Genomic DNA, 18,894 nt, shown 5'->3' with positions numbered 1-18,894 from the left:
GCGCACACGAAAGGCCAGTGATATTCCATTCAAAAGGTATGAGGAAATGTCATATGATTGCGCCTCGTCGGTTTCTGCCCTCGATCCCCTCGCTGCTGGCGCTTGAGGCCGTGGATCGTTTGGGAAGCGCCTCGGCCGCCGCCGAAGAGCTGTCCCTAACCCAAAGCGCAATCAGCCGGCAGCTCAAAACCTTGGAAGAACAGTTGGGCGTCGACCTCATCCAACGCACCCATATGCGCCTTAACCTGACGCCTGCGGCACAGGAATATGTCCAGGTGGCCCGCGCGACCTTGCATCAGTTGGCGCAGGCTTCGCTGAAACTAAAGGCCAACCCGACCGGCGGATCCCTGAACCTGTCGATACTGCCCGCGTTCGGAATGCACTGGTTGGCGCCGCGCCTTCAGGACTTTGCCCGCAAGCACCCCGAGGTAACGGTGAACCTGAACACACGCCTGCGCCCCTTTGATTTTGACCGCGACCGCTTTGATGCCGCGATCCATTTCGGCCGCAAAGACTGGACCGGGGTCAACTATCTTCCCATCATGCGAGAGGACGTCCTTCCGGTCTGCGCGCCCGCGCTGCTGCCCGACCGGAACGACAACATCGAGTGGTTGCTGAAAGCGCCCCTTCTGCAATTGGAAACACGCCCCGACGCATGGGAGAAATGGTTCGCCGTGCAAGGACATGAGGTTTCGGGCATTCAGGGGATGCTGTTCGACCAATTCTCGACAATGTGCCAGGCAACCATTCACGGGCTGGGCGTTGCATTGCTGCCCAGCTATTTGGTTGATGACGACCTGAAGTCCGGACGGCTGGCCCTTGCATGGGACGGTCCGGGTTTCAGTCTGGGCGATTTCTATCTTGTTTGGCCGCAATCCAGGGCAGAGCCTGAGCCGCTCAAGTCCTTCCGGTACTGGCTGCAAGATCAGGTTGCGGCTTCAGTTACTGACGGCGCTGACGCGGACTGAGACCGCGCCTTCAACTTAACTGCCAGTTGGCAACGCGCGCGGCAGGCGCGGGCCACGTCCGCGCCTGCCATGCCCAACGGGAGGAGGTGTTTCGACAGAAACATCGACGACGGGCGGGAGAACCCCAGTCGATCTAGGTATCCAGAGAACGGGCGATCAATTCCTTCATGATCTCGTTGGTCCCGCCATAAATCATCTGAACCCGTGCATCCGCGTACAGGCGGGCGATGGGATACTCCATCATGAACCCGTAACCACCGAATAGCTGAAGGCATTCATGCATGACTTCGTTTTGCACCTCGGAGCCCCAATACTTGGCCATGGATGCCGTCGCTGCGTCCAGGGTTCCGGCTTCGAGCTTGGCAATACAATCGCTTACAAAGCTGCGCAGCACTTCGGCTTTGGTCTTGCATTCTGCCAACTTGAAGCGGGTGTTCTGGAAATCCATCACACGCTGCCCAAAGGCTTTGCGCTCCTGCGTGTACTTCACCGTTTCGGCAATGGCGTAATCAATGGCGCCCAGCGCGACAATTGCGATGGTCAGGCGCTCCCACGGCAGTTGCTTCATCATCTGGTAAAAGCCCTGACCCTCGTCCGGTCCGATCAGGTTCGTCATCGGAACCTTCACGTCTTCAAAGAACAACTCGGCCGTATCATTGGCTTTCATGCCCAGCTTCTTCAGATTACGTCCTTTGCGAAAACCCTCGGCACCGTCTGTTTCGACAGCGACCAGTGAAACACCTTTGGAGCCCTGAGACTTATCGGTTTTCGCCGCAACCAGAATGAGGTCGGCCGATTGTCCATTGGTGATGAATATCTTGGAGCCGTTCAGACGGTAACAATTCCCATCCTTTTCCGCCGTCGTGCGGATGGATTGAACGTCAGACCCCGTTCCGGGTTCCGTCATCGCCAGCGCGCCGACCATCTCGCCAGAGGCCAGTTTGGGCAACCACTTTTGTTTCTGCTCATCGCTTCCGTAGGCTGTTATGTAATGGGTGACGATGGACTGAATCCCATAGCCCCACCCGGCATCCCCATGCGAGGTTTGCGCATACATCGTGATCGCGTCGAACCCAATGTCGCCGCCGACACCGCCGAATTCCTCGGGGATGGCACCCGCCATCAACCCCATATCCCCGGCCTTGCGCCAGAAGTCCCGATCAACAACGCCATTGTCATTCCAGCGTTCGATATTCGGCACCAGTTCATCGGCCATAAACCGGTTCGCCATTTCAGCAAACATCTTGTGTTCGTCCGTCGCCCAAGCGGATGTAGCAGAAAACAGAGACATAGAGCGTCCTCCCAATTCGAATTTCGCTCAGCGTAATCCGCTCCGGCAGCCAATCCAATGCACCCAAAGGCACGCAACGCAACGTCGTTTCAGAAATTCGAACGGGCCGTAGCTATTTGGCCAATGCCGCTTCCAGAAGCACCGTTGCCGCGGCTTTGGCTTCGCGGGCCGGATCGCAGCTTTTCAGCAGAACCGCCGTAACGATGGCCCCTTCCTTCAGCAGCAGGATCTGACAGGCGAGGTTCTCAGGGGCTGACGCGCCTGCCCTGCGTGCAAGATCGGTGAAATACTCCAATAGCAGGCGTTTATGTTCGGCAGCCTGAACATGAATCGGATGCGTCTTGTCCTGAAACTCCGCACCGGCCTTGATGAACATGCAGCCGCGAAATCCATCCTCTTCGAACCATTCGGCCAAAGCGTCGAAACTTGCGATCAACTGATCGGCTGGCGGGTCGGCCAGGTCTTCGATGCGGCGCAGAAACCAGTTGCGAAAATTCTCGTCCCGCAGGCGCAGCGCGGCAAGGATCAACTCTTCCTTGGTGCGAAAGTGCTTGTACATCGAAGTCTTGGACACACCTGTTTCCACCACCAGCTTATCCATACCCGTGGCGTGGAATCCGTCTTGATAAAAGACCTGCAATGCCTTGCGGACCAGTTCATCTCGTTTGTTCGGGCGCATTTGTTCGCTCAATCCTTGACTGATCTGTACATATTAGTGCCGGTCAGAGACTACAACCTATTTCCAATTTTTTTAGGATTTTCTCAGCAAACGGGGCCGACCAGCAATTCTCCCCGAAGAAAAAATCCATTTGACACTTGACAAAGGTTACCGATCTGTACACCTTCAGCCCCAAGATGTACCGATCAGTAAACTTTGGAGCCTTCAGATGAGACGCCGTGCCAGCCCATTCTCACCTCAGTATGTCCCCATTCTTCTGACCATCGCATTGCTTGCAGCCTCGCTAACCTGAAAGGCACCGAAATGACCCGGCCCCCTCTTCCCCCATTCACACAGGAAACCGCCATCCAAAAGGTTCGGATGGCCGAAAACGGCTGGAACAGCCGCGACCCGGATGTCGTCACACCCGCCTACACCGAAGACAGCCAATGGCGTAACCGCGCCGAGTTCATCACCGGCCACGCGGAAATCCACGCCTTTCTGACGCGAAAATGGCGGAAAGAACTGGATTACCGCCTGATCAAGGAACTTTGGGCGCATTCAGACAATCGCATCGCCGTGCGCTACGCGTATGAATGGCACGATGACAGCGGCCAATGGTTCCGGTCTTACGGAAACGAGAACTGGGAATTTGCCGCCGACGGCCGGATGGCCAAACGCCATGCTTCTTTGAACGACTTACCGATTTCGGAACAGGACCGTCTGTTTCACTGGCCCAGCGGCCCCCGGCCTGACGATCATCCCAGCCTGTCAGAGCTTGGTCTTTAGAAAGGACAGCCCATGCCCCGCGCATTTTCCGAACTGATGTTCACGCCCTCCGTCCGCGCCCATCAGGAACGTATGGGATCCGCCAAAACTTATGCCAAGTTCCTTGAAGGCGGCCCCCAGCAAGGCCATGAGATTGGCCCGGCCGAAAAAGCGTTCATCGAAGCGCGGGATGGGTTCTATCAATCCACCGTGTCTGAAACTGGCTGGCCTTACGTTCAGTTTCGCGGAGGGCCTGCCGGATTTCTGAAAGTGCTTGGCCCGACAACGATTGGGTACGCCGACTTTTCCGGCAACAAGCAGTATATCTCTCGCGGAAATCTGGACGGCAATGACCGGGTGGCCATGATCCTGATGGATTATGCAAATCAGCGTCGATTGAAGATTCTGGGGCGGGTCACGTTTACCGAAGGCGAGGCCGCCGCAGCCAGCCTGTTTCCAGATGAGGCCGATGCTGTGGCGGAACGCGCCGCCATTATTCGGGTTGAGGGGCTGGATTGGAATTGCCCCCGCCACATCACACCGCGGTTTACCGAGGCTGAATTGCGCCCTCATCTGAACAACTTGGGTCAACAACTGGCGCAGCTTCAGGCCGAAAACGAGAGGCTGAAACAGCAACTGTCAAGCCGATCCTGAAACGGCTTGCCCGGAACTCCGAGTATTTTCTGATAACAAGGAAGCATTTCATGCCGCGTTCCACGTTGAATTTCGCTTTTGTGTGCCTGGCCGGTTTCACCTTGTCGACCGGAATTCTGATGCTGGGTTTTTTTGCATCCCCCGAAGCGGTGCGCTCCTCTCCGCCAACACCCTACAACTCTCTGCTGTTAGAGCATCTTGCGAAACGATAAGGCGGGTGAGGGCTTAATTCTTCGCCGAATTTCACAATTATCCGCGCCCATCCCCTTGACCTTCCTGTGACTGGAACCCTCATTTAGAGGGTGAAAAGCACATCGGGATGAGTCGGATGGCTGCACCACATGAAATTCAACTGAAAGTCACCGGAATGGGGTGTGCGTCTTGCGTTGGTCGCGTTGAGACCGCACTCGGCGATGTTCCGGGCGTTACATCGGCTTCGGTCAATTTTGCAACAGAGACCGCACAGGTCTCATTTTCCGGGCCAATTGCTGCCCTGACACGCGCGCTGGATCAGGCGGGTTACCCGGCTGCTCTTGCTCATACGACGCTGGCCATATCCGGCATGAGCTGCGCCTCATGCGTGCGCAAGATCGAGGGGGTTTTGTCAGATGACCCCGCCGTCGTTGACGCGCAGGTCAATCTTGCGACCGAACATGCGACTGTGGCGTATGTCGACGGGGCAACCACTGCGCAGGCGCTGGCTGAACTCTGTACCAAAGCGGGCTATCCAGCTCGTGTCGCGCAAGAGGACGGAGAAGCTGACCATAGCAAGGTGGAAGAAGCCAATTCGCTGACACGCGCCACGCTATTTGCCGCAATTTTGGCGTTGCCCGTTTTTGTGCTGGAAATGGGCGGGCATATGATCCCGGCCTTTCATCATTGGGTTCAAGCCACGGTTGGAACGCAGACTAGCCACCTTATTCAGTTTACTCTTACCTCTCTTCTTCTGCTTGGTCCGGGACGGGTCTTTTACGCAAAAGGCATTCCTTCTCTGCTGCGGAGGTCCCCCGACGTGAACGCGCTGGTCGCCATGGGGACCGGGGCGGCCTATCTGTATTCGGTGGTCGCGACCTTTGCGCCGGGGGCCCTGCCGGAGGGAAGCGCCAATGTCTATTTCGAAGCCGCATCCGTCATCGTCGTCCTGATCCTTCTGGGTCGCGCGATGGAGGCTCGGGCCAAGGGGCGCACCGGTGCTGCGATCCAGAAACTGATCGGCCTGCAGCCCAAAACAGCCAGAGTGGAACGGGACGGCACAATGATCGACCGCCCGATCTCGGAGATAGTGGTGGGTGATATCCTTCAGATCAGACCGGGAGAGCGTGTTCCGGTTGATGCCGAGGTTCTGGAAGGTACGTCCTTTGTGGATGAAAGCATGATCACAGGTGAGCCGATCCCTGTTGGCAAATCCGAGGCGGATCAGGTCGTGGGTGGCACCATCAACGGCACCGGGGCGCTGCGGATAAAGGCCGCGCGTGTCGGCGCCGATACTGTTCTGGCGCAAGTCATTCGGATGGTTGAGCAGGCGCAAGGCGCCAAGTTGCCGATACAGGGGCTGGTCGACCGTATCACCGCCTGGTTCGTGCCAGCGGTTATCGGTGTTGCAGTACTAACGATTGCGGCTTGGTTGCTGTTTGGGCCTGCGCCCGCCTTGCCGATGGCCTTGGTCGCAGGTGTTTCGGTTCTGATCATCGCGTGCCCCTGCGCCATGGGGCTGGCAACGCCAACGTCGATCATGGTGGGCACAGGCCGCGCAGCCGAATTGGGTGTTCTGTTTCGCAAGGGCGATGCTCTGCAACTGCTTCAGCAAGCCAAGGTCGTGGCGCTGGACAAGACCGGAACGCTGACACAGGGGCGGCCTGAGCTTGAGAGTATCGTGACGACCAACGGGTTCGACAACGATCAAGCCCTACGGCTTGCAGCAGCGGTTGAGTCCCGATCCGAACACCCGATCGCAACTGCGATCACGCGCGCGGGGCCTGCGGTGCCGCCCGATGCCTCGGATTTCCAATCGCTGACAGGCTTGGGGGCGCGGGCCTTGGTTGACGGGCAAGAGATTATCATCGGGTCGCACAGGCTGATGCGGCGGAACAGCGTGGATGTGGCAGAGTTGGAACAGGATGCCGACCTGCGCGCGGCCGAGGGCGCAACCCCCTTGTTTCTGGCCGTCGATGGCAAGGCCGCCGCAATGATTGCGGTTTCAGACCCGCTGAAACCCGGTACTGCCGAGGCCCTTGGCAGGCTACACGCGATGGGGCTGACTCTGGCGATGGTCACCGGCGACAATCGCGGCACGGCGCAGTCGCTTGCCCGGAAACTTGGTATTGATCACGTGACATCCGAGGTGCTGCCGGATGGCAAACTGGCCGCGATCATTGACCTGCGCGACCAGTTTGGATCGCTGGCCTTTGTCGGGGACGGCATCAATGATGCCCCGGCGCTTGCAGCAGCGGATATTGGTATTGCGATTGGCACGGGAACCGACGTGGCCATTGAAACGGCGGATGTGGTGCTCATGTCCGGTGATCTGCGCGGGGTGGCGAACGCGATGGATATCAGTCGCCGCACCATGCGTAACATCCGGCAGAACCTGGGCTGGGCGTTCGGGTACAACGTCTTGTTGATTCCGGTTGCGGCGGGCGTGCTTTTCCCCTTTGGCGGGCCTTTGCTGTCCCCAGCCTTGGCCGCCGGAGCAATGGCGCTTTCCAGTGTTTTCGTAGTCACAAATGCGCTGCGCCTGCGCAGGGTCCGGGCCACTTTGCCTGTAAGAGAACACACACAAACTCAGCAAACGGTGGCACCATGAATATCGGTGATGTATCGACTCAGACCGGATTGCCCGCAAAGACGATCCGCTATTATGAAGACATCGGACTGGTCAAACCCCTGCGCGATGACAATGGTTACCGCCGGTTCCGCAGTCAGGACATACACAAGCTGAATTTCCTGGGCCGTGCCCGTGCTTTGGGCTTCACGATCGAAGACTGCCGGACATTGATGGCCCTGTACGAAGACGACACCCGCGCCAGTTCCGACGTCAAGAAGGTCGCGCGCGCGCATCTGGCCCAGATCGAGGCCAAGATCGCTGACCTGAACGCCATGCGCGATACATTGGGTCACCTGATTGATGCCTGCGCGGGTGATGATCGGCCGGACTGTCCGATCCTGCAAGATTTGGGAGGCAAAGCGTAACACGGGGTTGCCCTTTGCACGCAGCTTTGATTTGTCTCTGCTGAACGACCCAGCCGGGCATGAGAGAGGATCACCAAATGGCAAAAGTCGCATTCCTTGGATTGGGCGTCATGGGCTACCCAATGGCCGGTCATCTGCAGGCCGCAGGTCACGACGTCACCGTCTATAACCGAACGCAAGCCAAGGCCGAAGCCTGGGTTGCCCAGCATGGCGGCGCAATGGCCGCGACGCCGCGTGAGGCAGCCGAAGGTGCCGAGTTCGTCATGTCCTGCGTTGGCAATGACGATGACCTGCGCATGGTTTGCATCGGTGAAAATGGCGCGTTTCACGGGATGTCAGACGGTGCGATTTTTGTCGACCACACAACCGTTTCTGCCAAGGTTACACGCGAGCTGTATGATGCGGGCAAAACCCGCGGGATCGCCTTTGTCGATGCTCCGATCTCGGGCGGACAAGCGGGGGCTGAAAACGGGGTCTTGTCAATCATGTGTGGCGGGGACCAGTCGGCTTATGACACGGCAGAGCCGGTCATGCAGGTCTATTCCAAAATCTGCCGTCGGATCGGCGATAGCGGTGCGGGGCAGATGACAAAGATGTGCAACCAGATCGCGATTGCCGGTCTGGTTCAGGGCCTGAGCGAAGCGCTGCATTTTGCGGAAAAAGCGGGGTTGGACGGTCGGTCGGTGGTTGAGGTGATCAGCCAGGGCGCAGCAGGTAGCTGGCAGATGGCGAACCGGTACGAGACCATGCTGGACGACCATTTCGATCACGGCTTCGCCGTTGACTGGATGCGCAAGGATTTGGGCATCTGCCTGAGCACAGCAGATGAAACCGGCGCGTCCTTGCCTGTGACGGCTTTGGTTGATCAGTTCTACAAGGATGTGCAGAAACTGGGCGGCGGGCGCTGGGACACCTCGTCCCTGATCAAGCGTTTGCGCGCGTTGGGATGAAGCAAGGGGGCTGTCTGCCCCCTCTTGGGCCGCGGCCCAATTCACCCCCGAGGATATTTAGGGCCAGATGAAGAGGATCCCGCTGAACGCGGGACAGGAATTCGAATGAGCGACTTGATTGGTTTCTGGACGGGCGCATTGCGCCAGCATTGGGGTCTGGATGCGCGACTGACCCGTTTGGATGGCGAATACGACCTTAACTTTCTGGTGCAGGCGACAAATGGTCAGGACTATGTGCTCAAAGTCATGCGCGCCGGATGTGAGCAGGAACTCGTGGACCTTCAGGTCAAAGCTTTGGATCACATCGCGCACGTTGCGCCGGGACTGCCCTTTCCGAAGGTGATTCAAGATCTTGAGGGTGTAGTTCTGCCACACGTCAACGATCAGGAGGGTGCGCCTCGTTTGGTGTGGCTGCTGGAATGCCTTCCGGGACAGTGTTACGCCAAGGCTGCGCCCAAGACCGAAGACCTTATACTCAAGCTGGGGCGCGTATTGGGCGCAACGGATCGCGCCTTGGAAGGGTTTTCCCATAGCGGGTTGAACCGCGCTGGATTCAAATGGGATTTGACGCAGGCGGGCTGGATCTTTGAAAACTTGGACGCGATCACTGACCCGTCGCGACGTGCACTTTTGGGCGAGATTTGCGACAGTTTCGCGGCGACCTCAACTGTACTTTCCGAATTGCCAAAGCAGGCTATTCACAACGACGCCAATGACTATAACATCCTGGTCGATGGCGAGCTGGGGCAGCGCCAAAGCGTATCCGGATTGATAGATTTGGGCGACATGTGCGCCGCGCCGCGCATTTGTAATCTGGCGATTGCCGGGGCGTATATCGTTCTGGATCACCCCAAACCGGAACAGGCGCTGGCCGCTTTGGTGCGTGGGTATCACGCGGCAAATCCTTTGCGTGCAGAAGAGGTTGATCTGATCTGGCCATTGCTGCGCATGCGACTGGCGGTATCGGTTGTGAACTCGACCCTGATGGCGGTTGAAAACCCCGATGATCCGTATGTCACGATCAGTCAGGCTCCCGCTTGGCGGTTCCTAGAGAACGAGGCGGTGAATGGTGGTCTGATGTCTGCACGATTGCGCGCCGCGTGCAGTCTACCGGTCTCTGACGGGGCAGAGCGCATCCATGCATATTTGCATGAGCATCGTGGCCAATTCGCTGCAATATTCGATCAGGACCTGAGCGATGCTCCCATGGGGTCGCTCTCGGTGGAGAACTGCGTCTGGCCGCAGAATCCGTTCCACATGCCTTTGGCCGAGGCCGCGCGTGTGGGTGAAGAATACGGTGAGGGCCTGTGGCTGGGCTATTACAATGAGCCGCGCCTGATCTATGCCGAGCCGGGGTTCCGCAAGGGGCCGTGGAAGGCGTCAGACCGGCGCACAGTGCATCTGGCGGTGGATGTGTTCGCCCCGGCGGGGACCGTATTGCATGCTCCGGTCAGTGGGCGGGTTGAGGCGATTGAGAACCGCGATGCGCATTTGGACTATGGCGGGGTCGTCATCCTGCATCACGAAACGCCCGAGGGGGATGCGTTCTATACGCTCTATGGTCATCTGGACCCCGAGGTATGTGATCGGCTGAAACCCGGCGATCCAGTGGCGCAGGGCGCTGCGTTCGCGCGGTTGGGGGACGCTACACAGAACGGCGGCTGGGCCCCGCATGTGCACTTCCAACTGGCGATGACCACCGACGGGATGCAAAGCGACTGGCCCGGTGTGGGTGATCCCGATGAGATGGAGCTGTGGCACGCGGTTTGCCCCAACCCGGCGGCCCTGCTGAACCTGCCAGATGACAAGGTGTTCTATCACCCCACCGACAAACAGGCGATCCTGCAAGGTCGGCAGCACCATTTCGGCGGCAATCTCAGCCTGACCTATGACGATCCGGTCATGCTGGTGCGCGGGTGGAAGCACCACCTGTTCGATGAATGGGGTCGCCCCTATCTGGACGCCTATAACAACGTCCCCCATGTGGGCCACGCCCATCCGCGCATTCAGGCGGTGGCGGCAGATCAGCTGCGGCGCATGAACTCGAACACGCGCTATCTGCACCCAGCGCAGACCGAGTTTGCAGATAAGGTATTGTCGAAACTGCCCGATCACCTTGAAGTTTGCTTCTTCGTGAACTCGGGCACCGAGGCCAATGAACTGGCCCTGCGACTGGCGCGCGCCCATACGGGGGCCAAGGGGATCGTGACGCCAGATCACGGCTATCATGGCAATACGAATGCGGCGGTTGCGATCTCGGCCTATAAGTTCAAAAAGCCTGATGGCGTGGGTCAGGCGGATTGGGTCGAACTGGTCGAGGTGGCCGACGACTACCGCGGATCGTTCCGTCGCGACGATCCCGACCGCGCCACAAAATTCGCGGATTTCGTGGACCCTGCGATTGCCGCTTTGCAAGATAAAGGCCACGGCATCGCGGGTTTCATCGCCGAGACCTTCCCCTCGGTCGGGGGTCAGATCATCCCTCCCAAAGGATATCTGCCAGCAGTCTACGAAAAAATCCGCGCCGCCGGAGGGGTGTGTATCGCCGATGAGGTGCAGACCGGGCTGGGGCGTCTGGGTGAGTATTACTTTGGATTTGAACATCAGGGCGCGCTGCCCGATATCGTGGTGATGGGCAAACCGATTGGCAACGGGCACCCCTTGGGCGTGTTGGTCACGACAAAGGAAATCGCGCAAAGCTTTGACAACGGGATCGAGTTCTTCTCGACCTTTGGCGGATCGACCCTGTCCTGCCGGATCGGGAAAGAGGTGCTGGACATCGTCGATGACGAGGGGCTGCAAGAGAACGCCCGCGTGATGGGCGCGCGGCTGATGGACGGGCTGCGCGGGATCGAGGGTGATTTCGGCTGTGTCGGCGACGTGCGGGGGATGGGCCTGTTTCTGGGGGTCGAGTTGATCAACCCCGACGGCTCTGAGGGCACCGAGATTTGCAAATACGTCAAGAACCGGATGCGCGATCATCGCATCCTGATCGGCAGCGAAGGGCCAAAGGACAACATCCTGAAAATCCGCCCGCCCCTGACCATCGAGGCGGATGATGTCGACATGATCCTGTGGACACTGCGCGACGTGCTGACCGAGGTGGGCGACTATGCCCCTGCCCCGACCTGCGATCATGACCATCACCATGCCGGCTGCGGGTGCTGCTGAACCAGAAAAACCCCGGCGCGAGGAGCGTGCCGGGGTCTAACGCGCCCGCCGCTAGTGTAGCACGGTCGCTGGGGGTTGGTGGCCGGTGGTCGGCATGGGGATGGCTGTGGTCATGCGGCGCAGAGCCAGCCCAAGCTCTTCCGATAGAGAGGCCAAAGCCGGGGCAAAATCCGCCCTCACGATCAGTGATGCCATCATCATGGCATCCTCGCGCGCCCCTTCGGAGGCCGAGGCGATCATCTGGGCAAAACAGTTTTCATCCGCCCCCAGGCACGAACAATTCAACCCGTGCCGGATCAGGGGGCGGCGTCCGTGATGGGCGCATAGGGAACACAACCGGTCCAACGTCATCATGGCAGCGCGTCCCACGTCCGAGCCCAGCGCGATCTCAAAATCGCTGGCCGCATCAGCGCGGGACTGGCCGCCGTCACTCCATAAACGCAGGTACATTACGGCACCGGCCTCGATCGGGCTTAAATCTGCCAAGCGACCGACGGGTGCCCCGCCGCGCGAAGATGGACCGCTCATTTCGTCAGGATCAATTTACCGGCGCGGGTGATGCGCAACGTGTAAAGCTGATCGCCCAGTTCAATATGGGCCAGGTTGCCACCCTTGGTCAGGTCTTCGGCCTTGTGCGAGGGCAGCATGGACACAGCATAGGATTGAGTGGGGTTCGGGGTCTGCATATTCATCAGGGCAACTCCAGAATATCTTGGCACTTGGCCGATTTTGTTCGCAATTCAAGTTTCTGGCTGGCCCGATTCCGGGGTAGCTGACTGACTTGCTTTTAATCTGATTATTTTACTCAGGTTTGTCAAGCGCCAAAATCGAATGCTGGATCGGCCTTCCTCAATTGCAAGGCATTCCCGCAGGGGATAGGTGTCACGCGACGATTAAACGGGTGGAGATTTCGATGACCGCAACAATCATGTTCGACCTTGATGGCACGCTTGTCGACAGCATCCCCGACATCGCTGCCGCCGCGAACAGGATGCTGCAGGACACAGACACGGCACCCTTGCCGCAGAACACGATCAAGCAGTTTGTCGGCAACGGCCTGCCGAAACTGGTCGAGCGTGTGATCCTGCACTGCGATCTTCCTTTGGAGCACCACGCGGACCTGACGCAGAAAACGCTGGCCTATTACAACGCAGCCTCCAGCGACCGGACGGTTCCCTATCCCGGCGTTGCCGACGCCTTGGCGCAGCTACAAGAGATGGGGTGCGTCCTTGGCGTTTGCACCAACAAACCCGAGGCCCCTGCCCGGCATATTCTAAGCGCCCTCAAGCTGGATCATCATTTTGACACCGTGTTCGGAGGAGACACGCTACAGGTTCGCAAACCGGACCCTGCCCATTTGAACGCAAGCTTTGATGCGGTGACATCCGCTGGCCCGCGCCTTTATGTCGGAGACAGTGAAGTTGACGCGGAAACAGCACAGCGGGCCGAGGTTCCGTTCCTGCTGTTTACGGAAGGGTATCGAAAAACGCCCGTTTCAGAAATTCCACATTCTCGCGCTTATGATCACGCCAGCAAATTGACTGCGCTCGTAAATGAAGTGCTGATTGAGATGGAGCAACTGACCTCGTGATAGCGAGGGGCCAGCTTAGGGGGTAAGTTGCCAGCCCCTCAGGGGAAAAGTGGTATTGTCCGCAGTCATTCCTTGGATAAGCCCGTGTTAACCACTTACGCCGGGGCAAGATATAGGGGATTTCCCGTAGTCCGGCGTAATCACCTGATAGGTCTTGGTATTTTGACCAAGAAAGCCGAAAATACCCGCTCCACCAAATGAAAATGGCGGGATGAGAGCCCATCCCGCCACGATAGAATTGAAACATCCTGCCGTTCGGCAGATGTCAGATAGCCAGATACTCTTCGCGCAACTGGGAATTGTCGAGCACTTCGCTGGCTGTGCCGTCGAAAACGATGCTGCCCGTATCCAGAATGATCGCCCGATCCGCCAGTTCCAGCGCGCGCACAGCGTTCTGTTCGACGATGATCGTTGTCATGCCTTGCTGTTTGACATGGACCAGCGTCTTTTCGATTTCATCCACGATCACCGGGGCCAGCCCTTCGTAAGGCTCGTCCAGCAACAGCACCTTGATGTCACGGGCCAGCGCGCGGGCAATCGACAACATCTGCTGTTCACCGCCCGACAGGGTCACCCCCTCTTGCTTGCGGCGTTCGCCGAGACGGGGAAACAGCTCGTAAATCCGCTCCAGTGACCACCCGATTGGGGGCGCGATCTGGGCCAGTTGCAGATTCTCCTCAACCGTCAGGCCGGGTATGATCCGGCGGTCCTCGGGCACCAGACCCAAGCCCGCAGCCGCCGCCTCATAACTGGTCATGTTGTGCAGCGGCTGATGATCGAGCCAGATTTCGCCATGGCGCACCTCGGGCTCGCCCACCCGCGCAATCGAGCGCAGGGTCGAGGTCTTGCCTGCCCCGTTCCGGCCGAGCAGCGCCAGAATCTCGCCTTCGTGCACGTTAAAGCTGACGCCCTGCACGATATAGCTTTCGCCATAGTAGGAATGCATGTCCCACACCGACAGAAAGGCAGGTGCGGTGCTGGCCATGTTCGCGTTTTTTGAAAAGTCAGGTTTCTCGTTCATAGCTTTTCCTTACGCAGCCTCGCCCAGATAGGCTTCGCGGACCTTGGGGTTGCCGCGAATGTTTTCCGGTGTGTCCTCGACCAATGGTGTCCCCTGCGCCAGAACGGTGATCCGTTCGGCCAGGCTGAACACCACGTGCATGTCGTGTTCGATGATCGCGATGGTGATATCGCGTTCGTCCTTGATCTGTTTCAGCAGGTCGATCGTGTTGTTGGTATCGGCCCGTGCCATACCCGCCGTGGGTTCATCCAGCAGCAACAGACGCGGGTTCTGACTAAGGCACATGCCGATCTCAAGCCGTCGTTTATCACCGCGCGACAGCGAGGCCGCGTGCATCTCGCGCTTGTCGGCCATATTCATCTCGACCAGCATCGCTTCGGCCTGTTCGACGATGTCCTTTTCATTGGCGATCGTCTCATAGGCGTGCATCCGAAACGCCCCATCCCGCATGGCGAAAATCGGGATCAGCATGTTTTCCATCACCGTCAGCTCACCGAAAATCTCAGGCGTCTGGAACACGCGGCTGATGCCCATCTGGTTGATCTGGTACGGCTCCAGCCCCAGGACCGAGTTATTGTCGAACAGGACCGACCCGGTATCCGGCATCAGTTTGCCCACCAGACAGTTCAGCAGCGTCGATTTGCCCGCACCGTTTGGCCCGATGATGGCGTGCACCGAGTTTTCCTCGACGCTCAGGTTCACATCCGTCAGCGCCTTGAGGCCACCAAAGCGTTTGCTGACGTCTTTCACACGTAGAATTGCCATGATCGCCCTCCTTTATTCCGCTGGCTCGGTTTTGCCCGACGGCGCGTCGTCGGTGCCTGATTTCTTGCGCTTGAACCAATTCAGCAAGCGCTGCCCACCTTCAACAAGGCCACCCGGCAGATAGATGACGACAAGCATGAACAGGATACCCAGCGTCAGATGCCAGCCTTTGCCGATGAACGGGTGGATCAGGAACACAACGGCGTCTTCCAGGCCGTCGGGCAAAAAGGCGAACCAGCTGTGCAGGACATTGTCGTTGATCTTCGAGAAGATGTTCTCGAAATACTTGATGAAGCCCGCGCCCAGAACCGGACCGATCAATGTACCAGTACCGCCGAGAATGGTCATCAGCACCACCTCGCCCGAGGCCGTCCACTGCATCCGTTCAGCCCCGGCCAGCGGGTCCATCGCTGCCATCAGACCACCGGCCAGTCCCGCATACATGCCCGAGATCACAAAGGCCGCCAGCGTGTATGGCTTAGAGTTCAGGCCGGTATAGTTCATCCGCTGCTGGTTTGACTTCACCGCCCGCAGCATCATGCCAAAGGGCGAACGGAAGATGCGGATGGCCAGATAGAACACAACCATCATGATCACCGCGCACAGGTAGTAGCCCGCGTTGAAATCGAAACTCCACGCGCCCACGTCCATCGTGTAGGTCGCACGCATCGGCAACCCGAACAGGTGTGGAAGGTCGGGCGCATTGGCCCCTTGAAGGATTTGCGGATCATCCGCGTAAACTTGCAGGCCGGTTTCACCATTGGTCAGGTTAAACTTGGGGTTCGACAGCACCGAATAGGCCAGCGCAAAGCTCATCTGAGCGAAGGCCAGCGTCAGGATTGAGAAGTAGATCCCCGACCGCCGCAGACTGACAAAGCCGATCAGCAGCGAGAACAGCCCGGCGACGACGACGCTCAGCGCGATGGCCGGGATGACGTTATAGCTGAGCAGTTTGAACATCCACACGGCCGAATACGACCCCACCCCCAAAAAGGCCGCGTGACCAAAGGACAGGTATCCGGTCAGGCCAAACAGGATGTTGAACCCGATGGCAAAGATGCCAAAGATCACAAAGCGCTGCATCAGGTCCGGGTAGCCCGCGTTGAACTGCGCCATGGCGCTGCCTTCCGGGAACGGATTCAGGATGAAGGGGGCCAGCAAGGTCAGGATGCCGACGATGATCAGCAGGCTGGTGTCTTTTTTGTTCAGTCCCAACATTGATTATTCCTCCATCACGCCTTTGCGCCCCATCAGACCGCGCGGCCGCGTCAGCAGCACGATGATGGCGACAAGGTAGATGATGATCTGGTTGATGCCCGGTATCGTGGTCGTGGCCCAGGTGGTCGACGCAAAGCTTTCCAGAATGCCCAGCAGGAACCCGGCCAACACCGCTCCGGGCAGCGATCCCATGCCGCCGACAACAACAACCACAAAGCTGAGAACCAGAAAATCCATACCCATGTGGTAATTCGGCGGGTTGAGCGGCCCGTACATCACGCCGGCCAGCCCTGCGACCGCGGCGGCGATACCGAACATGATGGTAAAGCGCCGGTCGATATTGATCCCCAGCAGACCCACGGTTTCGCGGTCCGCCATACCTGCCCGTACGACCATACCAAAGGTGGTGAACTGCAGGAACGAGAACACGGCGCCGATGATCGCTACAGCAAACCCGAAATAGACCAGACGCCAGATCGGATAGATGATCGCGTTCGGGTCAAAGCCGATCATGGTGCCCAGATCGACCGAACCGCTCAGCGCGTCAGGCGGCGGGGTCTGGATCGGGTTGGCACCGAAGAAATACTTGACGATCTCTTGCAGAACGATGGCAAGGCCAAAGGTCACCAGGATCTGATCCGCGTGCGGGCGCTTGTAGAAATGCTTGATCAGGCCGCGTTCCATCACGTACCCGACAAACAGCATGATCGGAATCGCAAACAGGATCGCCAGAGGCACCGACCAGTCGATAATGCTCGCTCCGACCTCGGGGCCGAACCAAGCCTCGACGTAAGGCGTTTCCACTTTCAGCGGATTTCCCAGAAAGTCGGTCTGGGTTTCGTCAAGGGTTACGAAGCTCAGATTCAAAAGCTTTTGCAGGGTAACGGCGCAGAACGCCCCGATCATGAACAGCGCCCCATGCGCAAAATTCACAACCCCCAGCGTTCCGAAAATCAGCGTCAGCCCCAACGCGATAAGCGCGTAGGCCGACCCTTTGTCCAGACCGTTCAGAATTTGCAATAGGATGGCGTCCATTGGCCCCACCTCGAGATTGGTCAGCGTAGATTGAGTGGTTCAGCAGGCCAGCATGCCTGCCGAAAATGTCTGGCCGCCCTCAGGCAGCCAGACCATTACCTCAGGTTTATGCGCCCGGGTTGCACTGACCCAGCTCGCCACCGGCGAACATTGGGTGCTCGGGATCGTATTCGACCTGCGCGCGCGGCGTGATCTCAACGATTTCCAGCGTGTCGTACGCGTTGGTCGGGTTCTCGTTGCCCCGCACAACCAGCACGTCCTTGAAGCACTGGTGGTCGGCACCGCGATACCAGGTCGGGCCGTTGCCCAAACCGTCGAACTCAAAATCTTCCAGAGCTTCGACAACACCACAGGGGTTGAAGGTTCCCGCACGCTCACAGGCATCCGCATATAGCAATGTCTGCGCATAACAGGTCTGGGCCGAGTTCGATGGTGGTTTACCATACTTCTCGCCAAAGGACTTCACGAAGGCTTTGGTGCCTTCATCCTGAAGCTGCCAGTTCCAGTTCATCGAACCCAGAACGCCTTTGATGTTCTCGCCCGCACCTGCGGCCATCAGTTCGGAATAGAGCGGCACGACGATCTTGAAGTCCTTGCCGTTGGCCACCTTGTCCAGAAGGCCGAACTGAATCGCGTTGGTCAGCGAGTTCACCATGTTGCCGCCATAGTGGTTCAGAACCAGCACGTCCGCGCCCGAGTTTAGAACCGGAGCGATGTAGGACGAGAAGTCTGTCGACGCGAGTGGTGTTTTGACCGTGTTGACCGTTTCCCATCCCAAGGCTTCGGTCGAGGCGACGATCGACTCTTCCTGGGTCCAGCCCCAGTTATAGTCTGCCGTCAGGTGATAGGCGCGGCGTTCGTTGCCCATTTCAGCCGCCAACACCGGCGCAAGGGCTGCACCCGACATATAGGCGTTAAAGAAGTGGCGGAAGCCGTTGGCCTTCTTGTCCTTGCCGGTGGTGTCATTGGCATGGGTCAGGCCAGCCATGAAGATCACGCCCGCTTCTTGGCAGAGACCCTGAACCGCAACGGCCACGCCCGAGGACGAGCCGCCATTGATCATGATCGCGCCGTCTTTTTCGATCATCGACTTGGCCGATGCACGTGCGGCATCCGATTTGGTCTGCGTGTCGCCCGTGACGAACTCGACCTTCTTGCCAAGGATACCGTTCCCTTGCAGTGCCTTGGACGAGAACGTGTTCAGGCAGCCTCCGTCGCCTTCGCCGTTCAGATGCTCGACCGCCAGCTGTTGCGCCAGCAGTTCGTCATTGCCTTCTTCGGCGTAAGGACCCGTCTGAGGGACGTTGAACCCCAGGGTGACAGAGGACCCCGTCGGTTCATTGGTGTAGGCGGCAGCCGACGAAGCCGTAAAGATCGTAGGCAGGGCCAGACCGGTCCCCGCAACGGCACCGGACTTCAGCACGCCGCGGCGTGTGACAGTTTTATTAGTCATTAATTCCTCCCATTTCCCATTTTCCGCCCTCTGGCTCCTCTTCCATCGGGCGAAATCGCATTTCTGCGTAAAGCAAGTATGGAGGTGCTTCTGAAAAATTCACAACAACCCATTAATTTTGCAGGAATCTTATGTAAACAAATACACAGGCACGGGAAGAAT

18 protein-coding genes are annotated in these 18,894 nt (G+C 58.4%); 9 read left to right on the top strand and 9 right to left on the bottom strand.

Going from position 1 to position 18,894, the window contains the following annotated elements:
* The first annotated feature begins 53 nt into the window (after positions 1 to 53).
* Entirely contained in the window at positions 54 to 968 is a 915-nt protein-coding gene (locus tag ACR0MS_RS13280; protein WP_480573540.1) for a LysR substrate-binding domain-containing protein, read from the top strand.
* A gap of 133 nt (positions 969 to 1,101) precedes the next feature.
* On the opposite strand, the gene ACR0MS_RS13275 is transcribed toward ACR0MS_RS13280, so the two are convergent.
* Together ACR0MS_RS13275 and ACR0MS_RS13270 are read right to left on the bottom strand one after the other, a co-directional pair.
* Entirely contained in the window at positions 1,102 to 2,259 is a 1,158-nt protein-coding gene (locus ACR0MS_RS13275) for an acyl-CoA dehydrogenase family protein (RefSeq protein ID WP_480573537.1), read from the bottom strand.
* 112 nt (positions 2,260 to 2,371) lie between these two features.
* Positions 2,372 to 2,938: a TetR/AcrR family transcriptional regulator gene (locus ACR0MS_RS13270; protein ID WP_480573534.1), complete on the bottom strand. Its 567-nt coding sequence runs from the start codon at positions 2,936 to 2,938 to the stop codon at positions 2,372 to 2,374.
* A gap of 303 nt (positions 2,939 to 3,241) precedes the next feature.
* On the opposite strand from ACR0MS_RS13270, the gene ACR0MS_RS13265 reads away from it, so the two are divergent.
* From ACR0MS_RS13265 to ACR0MS_RS13235, 7 genes are all read left to right on the top strand, one after another.
* Complete coding sequence (locus ACR0MS_RS13265) at positions 3,242 to 3,706, top strand: nuclear transport factor 2 family protein (protein ID WP_480573531.1); 465 nt, start codon at positions 3,242 to 3,244, stop codon at positions 3,704 to 3,706.
* Positions 3,707 to 3,718: 12 nt separating this feature from the next.
* A complete protein-coding gene (locus ACR0MS_RS13260) occupies positions 3,719 to 4,339 on the top strand; it encodes a pyridoxamine 5'-phosphate oxidase family protein (RefSeq protein WP_480573528.1) in 621 nt (206 codons plus the stop codon).
* A gap of 50 nt (positions 4,340 to 4,389) precedes the next feature.
* Positions 4,390 to 4,551, top strand: a complete 162-nt coding sequence (locus ACR0MS_RS13255; protein WP_480573525.1) for a hypothetical protein — start codon at positions 4,390 to 4,392, stop codon at positions 4,549 to 4,551.
* A 116-nt stretch (positions 4,552 to 4,667) separates the two neighbouring features.
* Entirely contained in the window at positions 4,668 to 7,142 is a 2,475-nt protein-coding gene (locus tag ACR0MS_RS13250; RefSeq protein WP_480573523.1) for a heavy metal translocating P-type ATPase, read from the top strand.
* Entirely contained in the window at positions 7,139 to 7,528 is a 390-nt protein-coding gene (gene cueR / locus ACR0MS_RS13245; RefSeq protein ID WP_180887400.1) for a Cu(I)-responsive transcriptional regulator, read from the top strand. The genes ACR0MS_RS13250 and cueR overlap by 4 nt, the downstream gene beginning before the upstream one ends.
* Before the next feature lie 77 nt (positions 7,529 to 7,605).
* Entirely contained in the window at positions 7,606 to 8,478 is an 873-nt protein-coding gene (locus ACR0MS_RS13240; protein WP_480573520.1) for an NAD(P)-dependent oxidoreductase, read from the top strand.
* A 105-nt stretch (positions 8,479 to 8,583) separates the two neighbouring features.
* A complete protein-coding gene (locus ACR0MS_RS13235) occupies positions 8,584 to 11,649 on the top strand; it encodes an aminotransferase class III-fold pyridoxal phosphate-dependent enzyme (RefSeq protein WP_480573517.1) in 3,066 nt (1,021 codons plus the stop codon).
* Positions 11,650 to 11,700: 51 nt separating this feature from the next.
* On the opposite strand, the gene ACR0MS_RS13230 is transcribed toward ACR0MS_RS13235, so the two are convergent.
* Together ACR0MS_RS13230 and hemP are read right to left on the bottom strand one after the other, a co-directional pair.
* The gene (locus ACR0MS_RS13230; RefSeq protein ID WP_480573513.1) at positions 11,701 to 12,177 is read right to left on the bottom strand and encodes a hypothetical protein; all 477 of its coding nucleotides are present in this window, start codon (positions 12,175 to 12,177) and stop codon (positions 11,701 to 11,703) included.
* Positions 12,174 to 12,341 carry a hemin uptake protein HemP gene (gene hemP / locus ACR0MS_RS13225; RefSeq protein ID WP_180887396.1) on the bottom strand — a complete coding sequence of 56 codons (168 nt, stop codon included), beginning with the start codon at positions 12,339 to 12,341 and terminating at the stop codon, positions 12,174 to 12,176. Before hemP ends, ACR0MS_RS13230 begins: the two co-directional genes overlap by 4 nt.
* A 221-nt stretch (positions 12,342 to 12,562) precedes the next feature.
* Between hemP and gph the strand changes: the two genes are divergently transcribed.
* Entirely contained in the window at positions 12,563 to 13,240 is a 678-nt protein-coding gene (gene gph, locus ACR0MS_RS13220) for a phosphoglycolate phosphatase (protein ID WP_480573510.1), read from the top strand.
* Positions 13,241 to 13,505: 265 nt separating this feature from the next.
* On the opposite strand, the gene ACR0MS_RS13215 is transcribed toward gph, so the two are convergent.
* The 5 genes from ACR0MS_RS13215 to ACR0MS_RS13195 form a co-directional block, all read right to left on the bottom strand.
* Positions 13,506 to 14,261 carry an ABC transporter ATP-binding protein gene (locus ACR0MS_RS13215; RefSeq protein WP_480573507.1) on the bottom strand — a complete coding sequence of 252 codons (756 nt, stop codon included), beginning with the start codon at positions 14,259 to 14,261 and terminating at the stop codon, positions 13,506 to 13,508.
* A gap of 9 nt (positions 14,262 to 14,270) precedes the next feature.
* Positions 14,271 to 15,026, bottom strand: a complete 756-nt coding sequence (locus tag ACR0MS_RS13210; RefSeq protein WP_480573503.1) for an ABC transporter ATP-binding protein — start codon at positions 15,024 to 15,026, stop codon at positions 14,271 to 14,273.
* A gap of 12 nt (positions 15,027 to 15,038) precedes the next feature.
* Positions 15,039 to 16,244, bottom strand: coding sequence for a branched-chain amino acid ABC transporter permease (locus tag ACR0MS_RS13205; protein WP_480573500.1), 1,206 nt, complete (start codon positions 16,242 to 16,244; stop codon positions 15,039 to 15,041).
* Between the two features lie 3 nt (positions 16,245 to 16,247).
* Positions 16,248 to 17,279, bottom strand: coding sequence for a branched-chain amino acid ABC transporter permease (locus ACR0MS_RS13200; protein ID WP_480573497.1), 1,032 nt, complete (start codon positions 17,277 to 17,279; stop codon positions 16,248 to 16,250).
* A 106-nt stretch (positions 17,280 to 17,385) separates the two neighbouring features.
* Positions 17,386 to 18,732 carry a substrate-binding protein gene (locus tag ACR0MS_RS13195; RefSeq protein WP_480573494.1) on the bottom strand — a complete coding sequence of 449 codons (1,347 nt, stop codon included), beginning with the start codon at positions 18,730 to 18,732 and terminating at the stop codon, positions 17,386 to 17,388.
* Between the last annotated feature and the right edge of the window lie 162 nt (positions 18,733 to 18,894).

The organism is Ruegeria sp. CJ2, assembly GCF_056536745.1.
Note: the sequence above shows the minus strand (reverse complement) of the source record. Positions and strands in the feature narration are given on the sequence as shown.